Here is a 16,864-nt window from a genome sequence, read left to right as displayed (position 1 = left end):
TAATGAAGAGACACCGTTTGGGTGTCTCTTTTTTTATGTCTATATTATTTAATACCTGATTACCACCGAGACTCAGCCAGCTTAAGCAACCGCTCTGGCATCGGTGCCGTTTGAATACTTGAGTAAATAAGCTGTTCAAGCATCTTTTCAAGATTGAAGCGCCTATTGAACTTAAAACAAAACTCTCCCAAATAACTAGGAAGAGGTTTCTTGCATGGTAAGTTCCATGCACTTTCATTGCTTGCATCAGCTTATGCTTCATATGCCATGCTGCGTTATAAGAAATAGCCAGCAGTATTTATCATGACCGTAATTGTCACAACGATAACCAGCAGGTCATCGCATATCGAACAGTCGTTTACGGCATTGTTCCTCAGTACCTAACAGTGAAATAAAGTCATGTATTGAAATGCTTTTTTGAAATCGGACTTTATTTTTAGCCATGATAACCACCTCATTTTTTACTTCACTTTAAGTCTAGTCTAATAAGCGGAATTTGAGAGGTAATCAGGTTTATATATAAAAAAGAACCCTACTTCGAGAAGCAGGGTTCTTATTCATTTAGCTATGTTAGATAACGAATTACCTAGATAACGTAACCAAATTATTGTGGATTTAGGCCTAGTTGCTCTAGAACCAGTTTAAAGTTAGCACGACGTTCTTTAACGTTATGAACTTCACCAGTAGAACACACTAAATCAGGACAACCACGGTTTACGATACCAGAAACATCATCGATAAAGTCAGTGCCTTTCATACCGCTATCAACGTATTTCTTAAGCTCGTTATGGTAGTTCCAGTTACCGTACTGACCAGACTCATCAGGGTAGGCTTGTACTGAAGTAACCCAGTAGAATAGACCTGCAATCCATTTGATTTCTTTGTTCTCTTCAGAGCTACAGATTAAGCCTGGGTTTGAACAGAAATCTAATTGAGCGTATAACGGGTTCTCTGGTGGCGCTTCAACAACAACACCATCAATTGTTTTACCAATTGTCTCAGGGTCAACGTGTGAACGACCTAAGTAGTGGTTAAGCGTACCGAAGTTTTGACGACCAGTCGTTTGAATTACACCACGGCCCCACCAGCCACAACCTTCAACGTCTTCTTGGCTGCTGCCATCCCAAATGAAGCTACCTGCTTGTTGGTCAACGTACGTTTTACATGTATCACGTTCCCATACTTGCTTAGATGTATCAACAGAAGTCGGTTTGTCGTTACAGTGACCACTGTTTGTCCAACGACCTACGTTACCGTTAACCAGTAAGCCACGCTCTTCAAGTACTGCATTTGGAGCTGCAAATACTGGAGCAGGTGCGCCGTACCATTTAGCGTGAGTCATTGCGCTTACTTCCATTTTATCATCACGAGGACAAGAGTAAGCGTGATCTAAACCAGAAATAGGGTTAACACCGTAATCTGCGTATTTTTGCTCAAGTTGACCACAGCTAGCAGACATTGGGTAATCTGTCGCAGCACCGTATTTAATCTCAGCCCAGTTGTTCTCATCACATGCGTTGTAACGAATCGTTTCTTGCATACTTTGTGCTAAGAAGGCAGCAATCGCTACTTTCGCGTATTTGATGTTAGTTGCATCATCAGCACTTTCATCTAGTAGCCAGAACTTGTTACCCGCAACACCCACGTTATGCATTGCATTCAGACCAGTCATGAAGTCAGTCCACTTATAAACAGTAGACGGAACCCATTGTGATTGAGGTGTTTCGTACAAGAATGCCGTGTTGTTCATTGTATCTTCAGCGTCAGCCAATTCACGGTTTAACGCATCAATGATAGTTAATTGGCCATTTTCTGTTGATTCACCAACGTAATATAGTGGCATTTTAGCTTTTTTGTATTCTTCGATTTCAGCCGTTAATTTTGCTGTATCTTTATCAAATACGATAGCAAATACGTTGCTGAATGCCGCTTTACGCACTTGTGGTTTGCTTGCATTATCACCCATGAAATAAGCAGAAGCTTGATCCGTAGGGATATTGTTTAGCATTACAGGCGTTTTAACAAAATCAGAAACTTGCTTAACGTACTCTAGTGCGTTATGCCATTGGTCGCTAGTTAGAGCAGCCGTTGAGTTTGACTTAGTGAACGCAATAAAATCAGCTTTAGTTGCAACATCTGCTTTGAACAACTCTAGTTTGTGTAGTAGATCAGCGCTGTAGTTAGATGCTTCATCCCAAACAGATTGTCTGCCAGAGTGAGTATCAAACGCGAAATCACCAATGCTTAGAGACCAACCGTAGTTTGCTGCTGGTGCTAGCGTAGAGATGATTAGGTGGTGCGCATTAGCCCAGCCTTTCAAGTCATTGCTAAGCGCGTTGATAGCGTCGATGTCAATCTTGTTACCAGTGATGTCCATCGCTTTAGTTAGCGCTTCTTTAACTGCAATGCTGTTTGAAGATAAAGCTTTATCTTGCGTTGCTTGATCAAGAACATCAGTGTTGATGATGATTGATGCAGAGCCTGCTTTTTCCGCAGCATTAATGATAGATACAAACGTGCTTGTTAGCTTATCAAAATCAGCTAAATCAGCGCTGTTGCTTGCTTCAATAGTTAGCATTGCAGGTGCCGCAGACGATGGGCTAGCAACAACTAACGTGTTTGGCCAACCAGCAACTTCTAGACGAACAGGGTCCATTGGGTTTGGCAGAGAAAGAAGCGGTGCTGTACCAGGTTCTGTACCATCACAATTTAGGTGAAGCGACCATGTAGCATCGCTACCAGGAACTGATGAAGTCCAGTAGTTCGCAGAGTAAGCGATGTTATTATGAACCATAATGTCACCACCAGTAGCGTGATCGCCATTTGTCCAATCAGGGTAAACATTAAAGTCTTTACATAAGTCACCAGGAGTTACAGGCGGCTCAACAGGTGGCTCAACCACATCTTCTTCAACAGTGATTGTTACACTTGTTGTAGATGAAAGATCTTGAGCATCAGTAGCAATAGCTTTTAGTGTTACGTTACCTGCTTGAGTTGGCTGAAAGTCACACGCAAATGTAGTGGTATTCGCAGCGTCAAACGAACAGATCTCTTTGTTGTTTGCGGTAACAACCAGTGTCGTTAAATCGTTATCTGCATCTGTTGCATTAACAGAGATAGCAACGCTTTCAGTTACGTTGATTGCAGAGCCATTAGTTGGTGTAACAAATTTAACTACAGGCGCAACGAAATCTTCAGTTACTTCTGCTTCTACAACAACAGATACTGATTTTTGTTCGATTTTTTGGTTATTTTTATCGAATACAAATACGTTAACTGTCGCATTACCTTCTTCACTTGGGGTCCAAGCTTGAGAGTACTGAGTGTTGTTCTCGTTAACTGCTTTTTCAGCTAGTTTTGTGTTGTTTACCCAAAACTCAACTTTAGCAGCTTGGTTACCATCAACATGAGCACTGATAGCAATCGTTTCATTTGCTTGAACAACTTGACCAGCAGTAGGAGCAAGAATAGACAGTTCAGTCTCTTCTGGTTCTGGTCCAGGGTTAACTGGCTCGTCAGAACATTCAGTTAGTGACCAGAACCAAGAACTTGCACTTGGAGCTTCCCAAATACCAGGATTATTTTGAGCAATGAAACATTGGTTTTCGTATGAAACCACATCGCCATTTTCTACCTGAGTTTTACCTGGGATAAATGGAATAATATCGCCTAAATCTGGATCAGGTGTCGGATCTGGATCTGGGGTTGGGTCAGGATCAGGTGTCGGATCTGGATCTGGAGTTGGGTCAGGATCAGGAGTTGGTTCGCCTGAGCATACAGCGACATCCCAGAACCATGAATCTGCAGTTGGAGATTCCCACACACCAGGGTTGTTTTTAGCAACAAAACAGTCGCCATTGAAAGAAACCATCTCTCCATTTTGAACTTTTGTTTCACCAGGAACAAAAGTAACAATGTTAGACGCTGCATTTACATCAGCGGCATACAAGTACCCACTGAACATAACGCTAGTAATAGCGGCTGTTATTTTATTTATTTTTCTCACTGCTTTTTCTTCTTTTTTATTTATCTTATCTAGATAAATTTATTAATTATTTAAAGGGTGACGATGGGTGATGCCCTATCATCCACTCTACGCTTATACGCGAGGTAGTAAGTTTTAATTTAACTCATTCAAAATTCATATATCAAAACTAAATTGATGGTTAAACTGAATTTTTGTGCATTCTAGCCAGAAGCTATCTTATGGAAATTAATATTTATCAATTATGTGATCTCGGTTCTGAAATAACTATTGGTTTTGGGTTTGAAATATGTCAAGTGACCATTTTTTGACGTAGAAGTCAGTTTTTTGTTGTTATTTTGACTGTTAAGAAGAGGTGTTTTTTCAATGTCAAACCCCTAATGTGTTTATTTTTGTGTTAAAAAGTAAACTTATATTTCAAAAATGAGGGGTGGTAAGAGGAGATATATCGAATTAGCACTTCGTTTATGAATGCAAGCTGATCTAAGTACACATGATAAAATTAATGATTTTGTTGTTTTGTATTCAACATTTCGCAAGCTTATAAACCACACATCATCTATCCCATTCATTATTCTAGCTCTCAACGAAACGACATTACTTTGAGAGACAGCATCATGTGCAAGCAAACCAACTACAGCAAATACCAAAAACGCGTTATTAAGTTCCTAAACGATCTGCTTGGCACAGATACGCCATTCACTTATGAAAGAGCCAAAAATAACCACTTAAAAGTATTGATTGAAGGTATACCCAAGCCAATTTACACCGGCTCAACGCCATCTGATTGCAAATCAATTAATAACTTCATGGCAGAAGTAAAGAGAGAGCTCAAAGCCAGCAAAAATGAGACAGAGAAAACGCCACAACAAGAAAAACGTAAAGTGATCAGCCTGCTCAATCAATCGAACGACAAATTAATTCAGAATTGCGTGAAATCACTAAGAACACGTATTAGTGCATTAAAAACGCAAGAAGAAGCCAGTGTACTTGAGAACCTGTGCATTAATGGCATCAACCTCAAGCGTATCGAGACAGTAAAACAGTCAGTATTACTTGCCTTACAAGCGCGAAAACAAGGCGCATACCTCAAACCCAAAGAGCTGAAAAGCATTGAAGGGGTAGTACACAACCACCTTAATTTCATGTTACCTAGCATGGCTTATTATGCCGAGCTATTAGACAGTAAATTAAAACGCAAACAGGCAGAGAAACAGCCGACGCAAATTGAACCCTTAACTAACAACGTCATAAGTTTGGAGGATAAAACCCAACACGCCCCGATAAAAGAGGCGAAAAAAGTGGCTAAAAAACCAAAACAACCAGTGAGTAATAAAAACATGAATACAAAAAACAGTAATTCAGCCACTGAGTTGATGGCTATGTCGGCTAACAATCGCGTTAGTCTGTTACGCAACTTAACCAAAGCCCAAGCGTCAATGTTAATTGATGACATTAACCAAGCCATGGCAGCAAACCGAGAAGAGGACATCGAAGCCGTAATCGCATTAATTCGAGACAAAGATCTACCGCTGGATGCGATCATCTCACGCATGGAAGCCGTGTAAAGATAAGCATAAACAGAGAGCATTTCGGTGCTCTTTTTTATTATCGTCTAAATATAAGAATCAATCAGTCATTTCTCCTATCCATGTCATCGTTTTATTTTTTAAAATCTGCTATAACGAATGCAATTCTAAAATTGAGTATCAATGGCTTATGACTACTTCTTTAAATTTTGAACTTATTCGCGAACACAATGACAAATTGACGAAACTTGGTTCATTAGCAGAGCAAATTCTTCATCTCGATCCCGGTAGTGCTATTACCCGTTTACGTGGCTTTGCCGAAGAAGTCACCAAAGAGATTTATGCCATTGAGGCCTTACCAAGGCTGCCTCAAGCGAATTTTATTGAGTTATTAAAAAACGATGCTTTTATTGATGCAACAGAGACTCGTCTGCGAGATCAACTGCATTTTTTAAGAATAGAAGGTAACGAGACCGCTCATGGTGGGGATGGCTCAATTAAAAAAGCATACGCCGCATTAGGAACGGCTCACTCACTGTCTCAATATCTTGCGATTAACTATTACGGTTTTCGAGTTGCCGATCTTACGGATTTAGTTTATCCAGAAAAACCAAGTTCATCAGCGTTGAATCAAAAGCAGCTTGAAAAAGTAATAGAAGAAAACCAAAAACAACAAGATCTATTATTACAAGAGCTAGAGCGTGAACGCCAAAAACGCATCGAATTAGAGAATAAAGAACAAGCTACCGCAGAGCAATTAAGCCAAGCGAAATCTCGCAGTAAGCAAACCGCCAACAGCCTAGAGTGGGATGAAAATAAAACCCGCCAACTGTTAATTGACAGCCAATTAGCACAAGCTGGTTGGGATATAAACAACCCAGATAGCGTTGGTATTGAAGTCAAAGTCTCGCACCAACCAACAACATCGGGAACAGGTTATATTGATTATGTTCTGTGGGATGATGATGGAACGCCACTGGCCGTTGTTGAGGCAAAACGTTCGCGCGAACATATTCAAAAAGGTCGAGAACAAGCACGATATTACGCCGAAGGTTTAGCCAAAGAGCACAATTGTGCCGTTCCGATCGTATTTTATACCAATGGTTACGAGATCTGCACTTGGGACACCAAACAGTACAATACCTATCGTCAGATCTTTGGTTTCTATTCAAAAGACAGCCTCAAGTTCTTGCAGTTTCAATATCAACATAAAGAACCCAATCTTGAGTTATTGAATCCAAGCTCTGATATTGCAGGACGCCCTTATCAGATCGAAGCGATCAAATCGGTGACAAGCCAATTTCAGAATCAGCGTCGTAAAGCCTTAATCGTACAAGCGACAGGCACAGGTAAAACGCGTGTATCTATTGCCTTGGTTGAGTTACTACTTCGATCTCGTTGGATAAAACGAGTGCTCTTTTTGTGTGATCGAAAAGAACTGCGTCGACAAGCTGATAATGCATTTAAAGAGTATTTACCGAGTGAACCTCGCTGCGTGATTGGTGAGAAAAACCAAATCGACCAATCAGCGCGCGTCTTTGTCTCTACTTATCCGGGCATGATGAATCGATTCTCACAGCTTGATGTCGGCTTTTTTGATCTGATTATTGCCGATGAGTCGCACCGTAGTATTTACAATCGCTATCGTGATATTTTCGATTACTTCGATGCAATGCAAGTCGGTTTAACCGCAACCCCAGTTAAGTTCATTGCACGCAACACCTTCGATTTATTCGGTTGTGAAAATGGCGATCCGACGTATAACTTTGATTTAGCAGAAGCGATCTCACACGAACCACGCTTTTTAAACCCATTTAGAGTGAAAGAGTTCACCACCGAGTTTCTGCGTGAGGGCATACATTACAGCAAACTCACGGCAGAACAAAAGCAACAGCTTGAAGACGATTTAGGGCTTGAAGAAGCGCAAAAAACCACAATTAAAGGCAAAGACATCGGAAGAAAGATCTTCAGTGTTGAAACCGACAGCGCGATTTTAGAAAACCTAATGGTCAACGGCATTAAAGATGCAACCAACTCATTAGTCGGTAAAACCATTATTTTTGCGCAAAGCCAAGCCCATGCCGAGCAACTTGAAAAACTGTTTTGTGAAGAACTGTACCCACAATACGGCAGTGCAGTCTGTAAAGTGATCCACAACAAAGTGGACCGCCCAGATGCCCGAATTGATGAATTTAAAAAATCAGATAATCAGTTCCGCATCGCGATTTCCGTCGACATGATGGATACCGGGATCGACGTGCCTGAAATTGTGAATCTCGTGTTTGCTCGTCCTGTGAAATCATGGGTGAAATTCTGGCAAATGATAGGCCGTGGAACTCGCTTATGTGACAATTTATTTGGCCCAGGTAAAGACAAAGAAGAGTTTTTGATCTTCGATCACTACGGCAATTTCGAATATTTTGAAGAAGAATACGTAGAAGTAGATACCGGCAACAGTCGTTCATTATTACAAACCGTCTTTGAAGCGCGTTTAGCCTTGGCTGATCAAGCAAAGAAAAAAGCAGATGTACACGCTTTTGAATTAGCCTGCGCACAAATGAAAGCGGATATCTGCGATTTGCCAGAAGGCACCATTGCCGTACGCCGAGAGTTACGAACCGTTAAACAGTTGCAAGAAACCGACATGTTGCTAGAGATGAATGGCGCAACATACCATCTTTTAGAAACCAAAATCGCACCATTAATGGGGTATCGAACCTTAAAAGATAAAGATGCCGCCATGCTAGACAGATTAATTGCCCAAGTTGAGACTGCGCATCTTACAGGCAGCAGTGATCTTGAAAACTTAAAAGCAGATTTACTGTCTCGCATTCAAAACCTTGCTATCACGATAACCGACGTTCGTAAGCAAGGTGATGAAATTGCACGAGTTCAAACGCAAGAATATTGGCAAAACATATCACTGAAGCAACTGGAAAAAACACGTAACAATCTACGTGGGATCATGAAATACAAAAAGAAAGAGCACAGTATTTATGATTCAGTGCAAACCACCAATACTGCGGATGGCGGGATCCAAGAGTGTGAACGTGTCGTGGTGATAGGGGACGACAGCGAGGCAATGGTGTATCGCAAACGTCTAAAAGACATATTGGAAGCCATGCTTGCGAACAATCCCGTATTACAAAAAATTCATCATAACCAAGCGGTGACAGAAGATGAATTGACCTCATTAACATCAACCATTTTAACGCAACATCCGGGTGTGGATGCCAATGCGCTCAATGCCTTTTATGGCAGAACGCCAGAGCAGCTAAGTCAAACCTTAATTCAATTAGTGGGGTTAGATGCCGAGCAAGTGAATGAGCGTTTTACGGACTTTATGCAAACAAACGCATTAACGTACAAACAGACTCAATTTTTGAATCAGCTAAAGTCACTTATTTGCCGTAATGGACGCATAAAAATGGCAGATTTATACGAAGGCCAGTTTGAACGCTTAACCAATGGTGAAGGGTTAGACATCTTCTGTGGTGATAAAGCCGATCAACTTGAAGCGTTAATTGAACCGTTTTTACTGCCTCAATAAAGGCAATACGATAAATAAACAGAAAGAGATGCAAAAAAGCGTTCAATTTGATTAAGAACGCAACAGAAAAGGGAGATAGTCAGGTTACGATCTCCCTTTTTCGCGTTAAAATACCATTATTAAAGATGACTCAAAAACACATCGTTCTTGAGATAAACAGCATGAATAAAAAGAGAAACTTATGTTAACTGGTCAACTACGTAATAACATCGACACCCTGTGGGAAAAATTTTGGACAGGGGGCGTAACGAACCCATTAGTGGTTATCGAGCAGATCAGTTATTTAATGTTCTCACGCATGCTTGATATGCAAGAAACAACGGCAGAGCGCAAAGCCAAACGTACAGGCCAAGCGTTTACTCGTCAGTTCCCTGAAACGCCAGAAGGTCAATTACTGCGTTGGCAGAACTTTAAAAACATGTCAGGCAAAGAGTTATTGCCTCACTTGCGTAATAAGGTATTTCCACACTTCTCACAGATTGAATTAAACGGCTCAGATATCGCTCAATTCATGGCCGATGCCGATGTGGAGATCCGCAGTGAATCCGTATTGCTTTCTGCCGTAGAAATGGTTGATCAACTGCCATTAGATCAAAGCGATGTAAAAGGTGATATTTACGAATATTTGCTGAGTAAATTAGCATCGGCAGGGATAAACGGACAATTCCGTACCCCTCGCCATATCATTGATATGATGGTAGAAATGCTAGATGTGCAGCCAACCGATGTTATTTGTGACCCAGCGTGTGGTACAGCAGGGTTCTTATCTCGCACGATGGAATATTTAACACGCACTCACACCAGCCCTGACAGCATTTACCAAGATGAAGACGGCAACGACGTGTATACGGGTGATTTGTTGCATGAGTACCAAGACCACATTAATAACAAGATGTTCTGGGGCTTTGATTTTGATAGCACCATGCTACGTGTATCAGCCATGAACATGTTATTGCATGGGGTAAGTAGCGCCAACATCACTTATCAAGACAGCTTAAACAAAAACTTTGCCGAGTTACCGCAAGAAGAGAATTTCTTCGATAAGATTTTAGCTAACCCGCCATTTAAAGGCAGTTTGGACGAGCAATCCGTCAACCCGAACGTGTTAGCAACCGTAAAAACCAAGAAAACCGAATTACTGTTTTTAGCCTTGATTTTACGCATGTTGAAATTAGGCGGATGCAGTGCCACCGTCGTGCCTGATGGCGTGTTATTCGGTAGCTCAAAAGCACACCAAGACTTGCGTAAAGAGCTGATCAATAACAACCAACTTGAAGCGATGATCTCGCTACCAAGTGGTGTTTTCAAACCGTATGCGGGCGTATCGACCGGTATTCTTATCTTTACCAAAGGCGGGAGCACCGACAACGTCTTGTTTTACGACATGACGGCAGACGGCTACTCGTTGGATGATAAGCGTAACCCAATTCAAGACAACGACATTCCAGACGCTTTAGCAAAATGGAAGCGTTACAACGAGTTATACCAAGCTAATAACCAAGAAGCGTTAGCGGCGGAGTTTGGCGACAAAACGCAAAAAGCCTTTATGGTGTCGGCAGATGATATCAAAGCGCAAAAGTTTGATCTTTCTATCAACCGTTACAAAGAAGTGGTGTACCAAGAAGAAACCTTTGAAGACCCAAAAGTGATTCTAGGCAAACTGAAAGCATTGGAAAACGAGATTCTGGCTGATCTGAATGAGCTGGAGGCGATGCTATGAGTTGGCCGAAAGTTAAATTTGGTAGTGTTTGCTCAGTAGTTACGAAAGGTACTACGCCGACATCTATCGGGTATGATTTTTCTGAGGAAGGTATCCCTTTTCTTCGAGTTCAAAATATTAAAAATAGCACTGTAAGTTTAGATGATGTTCTGTTTATAGATCAAAATACCCATGATGCCTTAGAACGATCAAAGATAAAGGCAGGGGATTTATTAGTTACAATTGCTGGCACTATTGGCCGTGTGGCAGTTGTGCCAGAAGCATTCCCTGAGGCAAACTGTAATCAAGCAGTTGCAATAATTCGCTTTGATAAAAGTAAGTTTGACATCAGGTTTCTACTGCATTGGCTTGGTTCTGATGAAGCTATACGGCAGATTAGTGGGAAGAAAGTAACTGGAACTATTTCTAATTTGAGCCTATCTCAAATTAAGGAGCTAGAAATCCCACTCCCACCATTAGAAGAACAAAAACGCCTCGCGGCGATTTTAGATAAAGCCGATGCGATTTGTCAAAAACGTAAACAAGCCATTGAACTTGCTGATGAGTTTTTGCGCAGCGTGTTTTTGGATATGTTTGGTGATATTCGACAAGTGGTTGAATCTACCGTTGAAGAGTTAGCCGAAAATAGAAAAGGCAGTATGCGCACAGGTCCTTTTGGTAGTCAGTTATTACATAGTGAATTTACTCAATCGGGAGTATCGGTTCTGGGTATAGATAACGCGGTAAAGAATAGCTTTGAATGGGGAAAAGAGCGTTTTATATCTCAAGAAAAATATTCAGAACTGAGTAGGTATACTGTGCTTCCAGGTGATGTACTTATTACAATAATGGGTACCTGTGGTAGGTGTGCTGTGGTTCCTCAAGATATTCCTTTGGCGATAAACACAAAGCATCTATGTTGTATTACTTTAGATAAAAGTAAGTGTTTACCTGAGTTTTTGCATTCATATTTTTTATACCATCCTATAGCGAGACGTTACCTAGAGAAAAACACAAAAGGTGCAATTATGTCAGGGTTAAATATGGGAATCATAAAAGCTATGCCAATTCCTGTATTCCCACTTTCGATGCAAAAAAAATATGTTGAAATTACTCAAATGACCGAAAATTTGAAACATATCCGAAAGGATATTGAAATGTTAGGCAATGAAAATTTTAACGCTCTCTCCCAAAAAGCTTTTTTAGGCCAGTTATAACAATACTTGCAACAACAAATAAAACGCGTCTTGTCATCATTCTTTACAGGGCGCTTATAAACAATAATACTTATATTCTTAAAACGTCGGTTAGGTTATGGACAGCAACTTAAAACAGATTTTCGATAAAAGCCGCCAAGAACTGCTTGATATGGGGCTTCGAGGCAACACCTTATTAAGCCTTGGCAAAGGTCCTCGTGTATTAGACATTGTTGATGAAAAATCAATACAAGTGTTTGATACATTGGTGAATTCACACAAGCCCATGACTTTTTTACCTGCACCCGGTGAATTGGAATCGGATGATGATAAAGCCTTTACACAGTTGGCATTAATCGAACATCTAGATAATAAAGTAGGTGCCAAGCGCTTTAACGATAACGCACTACAAACCTCGTTATTTAAGAAACCGTTAGAAACCCGTTTACTAAAACTCAGCACAGAAGCACTCACTTATGTGCAAGAGCAGGGTGTCGCTTTACTTTACCTCGCGGTTGGTTTTATCAAGTGGTATGAAGATGCAAATTCCGACAAAGCACGTTACGCACCATTGGTGTTAATTCCCGTAGAACTGGTGCGCAGTGATGCTGGTGATGCCTACAAAATTCAATATAGTGATGCAGAGCTTGGTGCCAACTTAACTCTTGCTGCTAAATTAAAAATGGAATTTGGTATTACCTTGCCGAATTTTGAAGAGCAAGAAGAAGGATATCTGTTAGCCGACTACTTGGATGCGATAGAAAAGGCAATCAGCAAAGAAACTCGTTGGTCAGTACAACGTGATAAGCAGGCGCTTAGTTTCTTCTCGTTTGGTAAGTTCCAGATGTACCAAGATTTAGCTGACGACGTATGGCCGGAAGGAAATAAACCGTCTCAACACTCACTTATTACCAAACTATTCGGCGGCGGATTTGAATCAGACGCTCATCTACTTGATGGCACACCGATGGACGTTAACAAAGTAGAGGCCATTAACTTAGTATTAGATTCTGATTCAAGCCAAACCGAGGCGGTACTGGCAGCAAAATCCGGCGCGAACTTAGTGATCCAAGGTCCACCAGGAACGGGTAAATCACAGACAATCACGAATATTATTTCTCAGGCACTGGCCGACGATAAAAAAGTGTTATTTGTTGCTGAAAAAATGGCGGCACTAGATGTAGTAAAGCGTCGTCTTGATAACTGTCATATTGGTGATGCGGTACTGGAGTTGCACTCGCACAAAGCCAACAAAAAAGCAGTACTAACATCACTTCATACTGGCTTGATGCAGCATGCGCCACGTTCACCAGAGCGCGGTGAAGATATCGAAAAGTTGGTAGAACTGCGTAAACAGCTTGATGATTATTGCTTTGAGGTTAATCAACCAATTGCCAACACAGGGGTAAGTTATCAAGTTGCATTAGGGTATGCATTAAAGTATGAGACTGAAATAGAGGCTCTTGAGATTGATGCCTCTTTGTTACCTGTATTTGAACTTGATTTGAATGTATGGAGCTCAACTCATTTCAACAAAATAACAGGTAAGTTGCAGGAAGTTGTCGATTACATCGCAGAGCATGGCGCACCTCGTTTTAATCTGTATGGGGCAACTCAACGCTTAGAAGTTTCCCCTGCGGAGAGTAAAACGCTCAATCAGCATTGCGGTGAATTGCAGCAAAATCAAATTGAATTGATAACGAAAGTGGCGACATTAGCTGAATCACAAGGCTTTGAACGCAAAGTTATCACTTACACAGATGCTGTCAGCGCATTACAGTCATTGCGTCTTATCGCTGAAAAACCTGTAATGACAGGAATTAAGGTTGATAGTGCCGCATGGGAAAGTAAAGAAGGGCAGATCCTCGATTTTGCAAATCAAGGCTTTACCTTGCAACAGCAAAAGAGCAACTTACTCGCTCACTTTATGGATCCCGCATTTAATAGTGATTGGATGCAGCTTAGAGGTGTACTAACCACAACAGGCACGAAGTGGTGGCGATTCCTATCCGGTGAATATCGTAAAGCAAAGGCAACATACGCGGGTATGTGTCGCAACGGTCTTTCAGGTAACAGTAATGAATGGGTTGCACAGATAGATGGTTTATTGGAGTACAAGGCGAATCAATCGGCATTTGCAGATACTGCGCAAACCCTGATTACGGTTGTTGGCGAGCATTACAAGAACGATCAAACCGATTGGGGTGAACTGCTTAAACCATTGCAATGGATTTACCAAGCACGCAAGGGGATGGAAGATGAATCATTAGATCCAAGCCTTGCCTGCCACCTGACCACTGAAAGCTCATCGTTAGATACAAATACAATCGAATCGCTTGATAGCTTGGTTAATAAGCGAAACGACAACGTACAACAAATCTGTACCATATTGGAATCTAACCGAGAATGTTTTGCTGAAGAAACGGCTGCGTTGACATTAGACAATGTTGAACGTATTGGTAAGGAAATTGTTCAAGTATATGAGCTTGCTCGTTTTAATCGTTTAGTGAAGCAATTGGACGAATATGGTTTAACAGAGTGGAGTAAATTGGCGTACGCATGGGCATATTCTGCCGATGCTTTATTGATTTGCTTTAAGCTTAAATTTTATAGTGAACTTGCGAATTACAGCTATGAAAATTCAACTGAGATTCGTTTATTTGATCGCACAGAACATGAGAAAGCGTTAGAACAGTTTAGTGAGATAGATGGTAATCTGTTCCATTTCTCACAAGAGCAACTTGTTGAACAGTTATACCAACGCTTGCCTAATCCTTCGGCACGAGGTGAAGTGGAAACACTGCGTCGTGAGTTTAATAAAAAACGCCGACAAATGCCGATCCGCCGCTTGATCAATAAATCTGGACGAGCGATTCAAAGCATTAAACCTGTCTTTATGATGAGTCCGATGTCTATTGCGACGTATTTAGAGCCGGGCGCGATTGAGTTTGATCTTGTGATATTTGATGAAGCATCTCAGGTTAAAGTGCCAGATGCTTTAGGGGCTATTTTACGTGGCAAACAGGTGATTGTGGTCGGTGATACTAAACAAATGCCGCCAACTAACTTCTTTGGCAAGATGCTAGTGTTAGATGATGAAGAAGCCGAAGAGAGTGTAACAGCCGACATGGAGAGCATTCTTGGGATGTTCCTTGCGTCAGGCACACCAGAAACCATGCTGAAATGGCACTATCGTAGCCGACATGAGTCTTTGATAGCTGTCTCTAACCAAGAGTTTTATGACAATAAATTGATGATCTTCCCATCATCAGGCATTAACCCAAATGCTAAAGGTCTTTCGCTTAATTATTTACCTGAAACAACTTATGATCGTGGTGGATCTCGTAGTAACAAAGGTGAAGCTACAGCGGTTGCAGAGGCCGTGATGTTACATGCTCGTACCGAGCCTGAACAGACATTGGGAGTGGTTGCATTTAGTACCGCACAACGTGATGCTATCATGCTTGAAGTTGAAAAACTGAGAAAACAGAATCCTGATCTTGAAAGCTTTTTTGGTGAACATGAAGAAGGCGAAGAATTTTTCGTTAAAAACTTAGAAAACGTGCAGGGTGATGAACGCGATACGATTTTCATCAGTATCGGTTATGGCAAGACCAATGAAGGTCGCTTGCCAATGAGTTTCGGTCCATTAAATAGTGAGGGGGGAGAGCGTCGATTAAACGTGCTTATCTCTCGTGCGCGTATGTGTATGGAAGTGTTCAGCAACTTTAAAGCAGAAGAAATGCCAACGACAGACGCATCTCCTTTTGGTGTCCGTGCTTTGAAGAACTTCTTGCATTACGCGGTAACGAAAGAGTTGGTTAAGCGAGAGGAAACAGGTAAAGAGCCCGATTCTCCGTTTGAAGAAGAGGTAATATCTGTGATCCGTGGTTTAGGTTATAAGGTTGAACCACAAGTAGGTTGCGCTGGTTTTTATATTGATATTGCCGTGCGCGATGTGAACAAGCCTGGACGTTATATGTTGGCAGTAGAGTGCGATGGAGCGACTTACCATAGCTCTAAGAGTGCACGTGACCGTGACCGTATTCGTCAAAGCGTGTTGGAAGGTTTAGGATGGCGTTTTCATCGTATTTGGAGTACGGATTGGTTTAGAAATCGCCACCGTGAAACGGAACGTATGAGTGATGCATTGAAAGAAGCAGAAGCATTTTATCGTAACTATGATGATTCTGAAGCATTGAAACCAAAGTCAAAACCTAAGAAAGACACCGCCCAGATAGAACGTATCGCTGTAGAAGAGGCTTCATCGAAAGCAGAATACGCCCAATGCGCGCTGAACCAGTTATCTCTTCGTTTAGGGGAAGCTATTCATGATGTTTCAACTCACCGTTTAACAACGGATATCATGACGGTACTTTATGCGGAATCGCCGATGCATACCAAATTGTTAACTACACGTTTGTTGTCCGCGGTAGGTGCCACTCGTGCAGGTGCAAGAATTACGCGAACAATTAATAATACGTTAAATCAGTTAGCAAATAGGGGCGAAATCAAGCTCGATGGTGACTTTGTCAAGATCCTGGGAGCTGAAGTGATAGTGCGTAACCGTCAAACTTTACCAAACAATGAACGTAAGTTTGAGTTTGTCCCAGATGATGAAATTGCCGTCGCTGCATTTGAGGTTGTTGGAGATACTTTCTCGATTGATCATGATGAGTTAATTAAATCTGTCACTGAAACTTTTGGTTTTTCTGTAACGAGTAAAACAATGAAAGAAAAGGTCGAGCTAGTGATAGATAAGCTCCTTCAAGATCAAAAAATAGTATCGAAGGGCGGTGTGTATTCTATAGCTACGAGTTAGTTTATTTTGCTGTGTGGTGGTTGATCACAATAATAAATACGAGTAGATGAAGATTTGAGTTTTTGGTGCTGTGAAAGCTCATT

At 41.3% G+C, this 16,864-nt stretch carries 6 protein-coding genes and 1 pseudogene; 5 read left to right on the top strand and 2 right to left on the bottom strand.

Going from position 1 to position 16,864, the window contains the following annotated elements; all coding sequences use genetic code 11:
- Window positions 1–59: 59 nt before the first annotated feature.
- Both PVK62_RS00200 and PVK62_RS00195 read right to left on the bottom strand, forming a co-directional pair.
- Window positions 60–444: pseudogene (locus PVK62_RS00200) on the bottom strand (hypothetical protein).
- Window positions 445–604: 160 nt separating this feature from the next.
- Entirely contained in the window at window positions 605–4,006 is a 3,402-nt protein-coding gene (locus tag PVK62_RS00195) for an Ig-like domain-containing protein (RefSeq protein ID WP_274442592.1), read from the bottom strand.
- A 596-nt stretch (window positions 4,007–4,602) separates the two neighbouring features.
- Between PVK62_RS00195 and PVK62_RS00190 the strand changes: the two genes are divergently transcribed.
- The 5 genes from PVK62_RS00190 (at window position 4,603) to PVK62_RS00170 (ending at window position 16,781) form a co-directional block, all read left to right on the top strand.
- Window positions 4,603–5,553 (top strand): hypothetical protein, encoded by a 951-nt coding sequence (locus PVK62_RS00190; protein WP_274442591.1) that lies wholly within the window; start codon window positions 4,603–4,605, stop codon window positions 5,551–5,553.
- A gap of 151 nt (window positions 5,554–5,704) precedes the next feature.
- Window positions 5,705–9,064 carry a DEAD/DEAH box helicase family protein gene (locus PVK62_RS00185; protein ID WP_274442590.1) on the top strand — a complete coding sequence of 1,120 codons (3,360 nt, stop codon included), beginning with the start codon at window positions 5,705–5,707 and terminating at the stop codon, window positions 9,062–9,064.
- A gap of 181 nt (window positions 9,065–9,245) precedes the next feature.
- A complete protein-coding gene (locus PVK62_RS00180; protein WP_274442589.1) occupies window positions 9,246–10,784 on the top strand; it encodes a type I restriction-modification system subunit M in 1,539 nt (512 codons plus the stop codon).
- Window positions 10,781–11,980 carry a restriction endonuclease subunit S gene (locus tag PVK62_RS00175; RefSeq protein WP_274442588.1) on the top strand — a complete coding sequence of 400 codons (1,200 nt, stop codon included), beginning with the start codon at window positions 10,781–10,783 and terminating at the stop codon, window positions 11,978–11,980. The genes PVK62_RS00180 and PVK62_RS00175 overlap by 4 nt, the downstream gene beginning before the upstream one ends.
- Before the next feature lie 97 nt (window positions 11,981–12,077).
- The gene (locus tag PVK62_RS00170) at window positions 12,078–16,781 is read left to right on the top strand and encodes a DUF3320 domain-containing protein (RefSeq protein ID WP_274442587.1); all 4,704 of its coding nucleotides are present in this window, start codon (window positions 12,078–12,080) and stop codon (window positions 16,779–16,781) included.
- The last annotated feature ends 83 nt before the right edge of the window (window positions 16,782–16,864 follow it).

Source organism: Aliivibrio sp. S3MY1 (assembly GCF_028765575.1).
Classification (GTDB): domain Bacteria; phylum Pseudomonadota; class Gammaproteobacteria; order Enterobacterales; family Vibrionaceae; genus Aliivibrio.
Note: the sequence above shows the minus strand (reverse complement) of the source record. Positions and strands in the feature narration are given on the sequence as shown.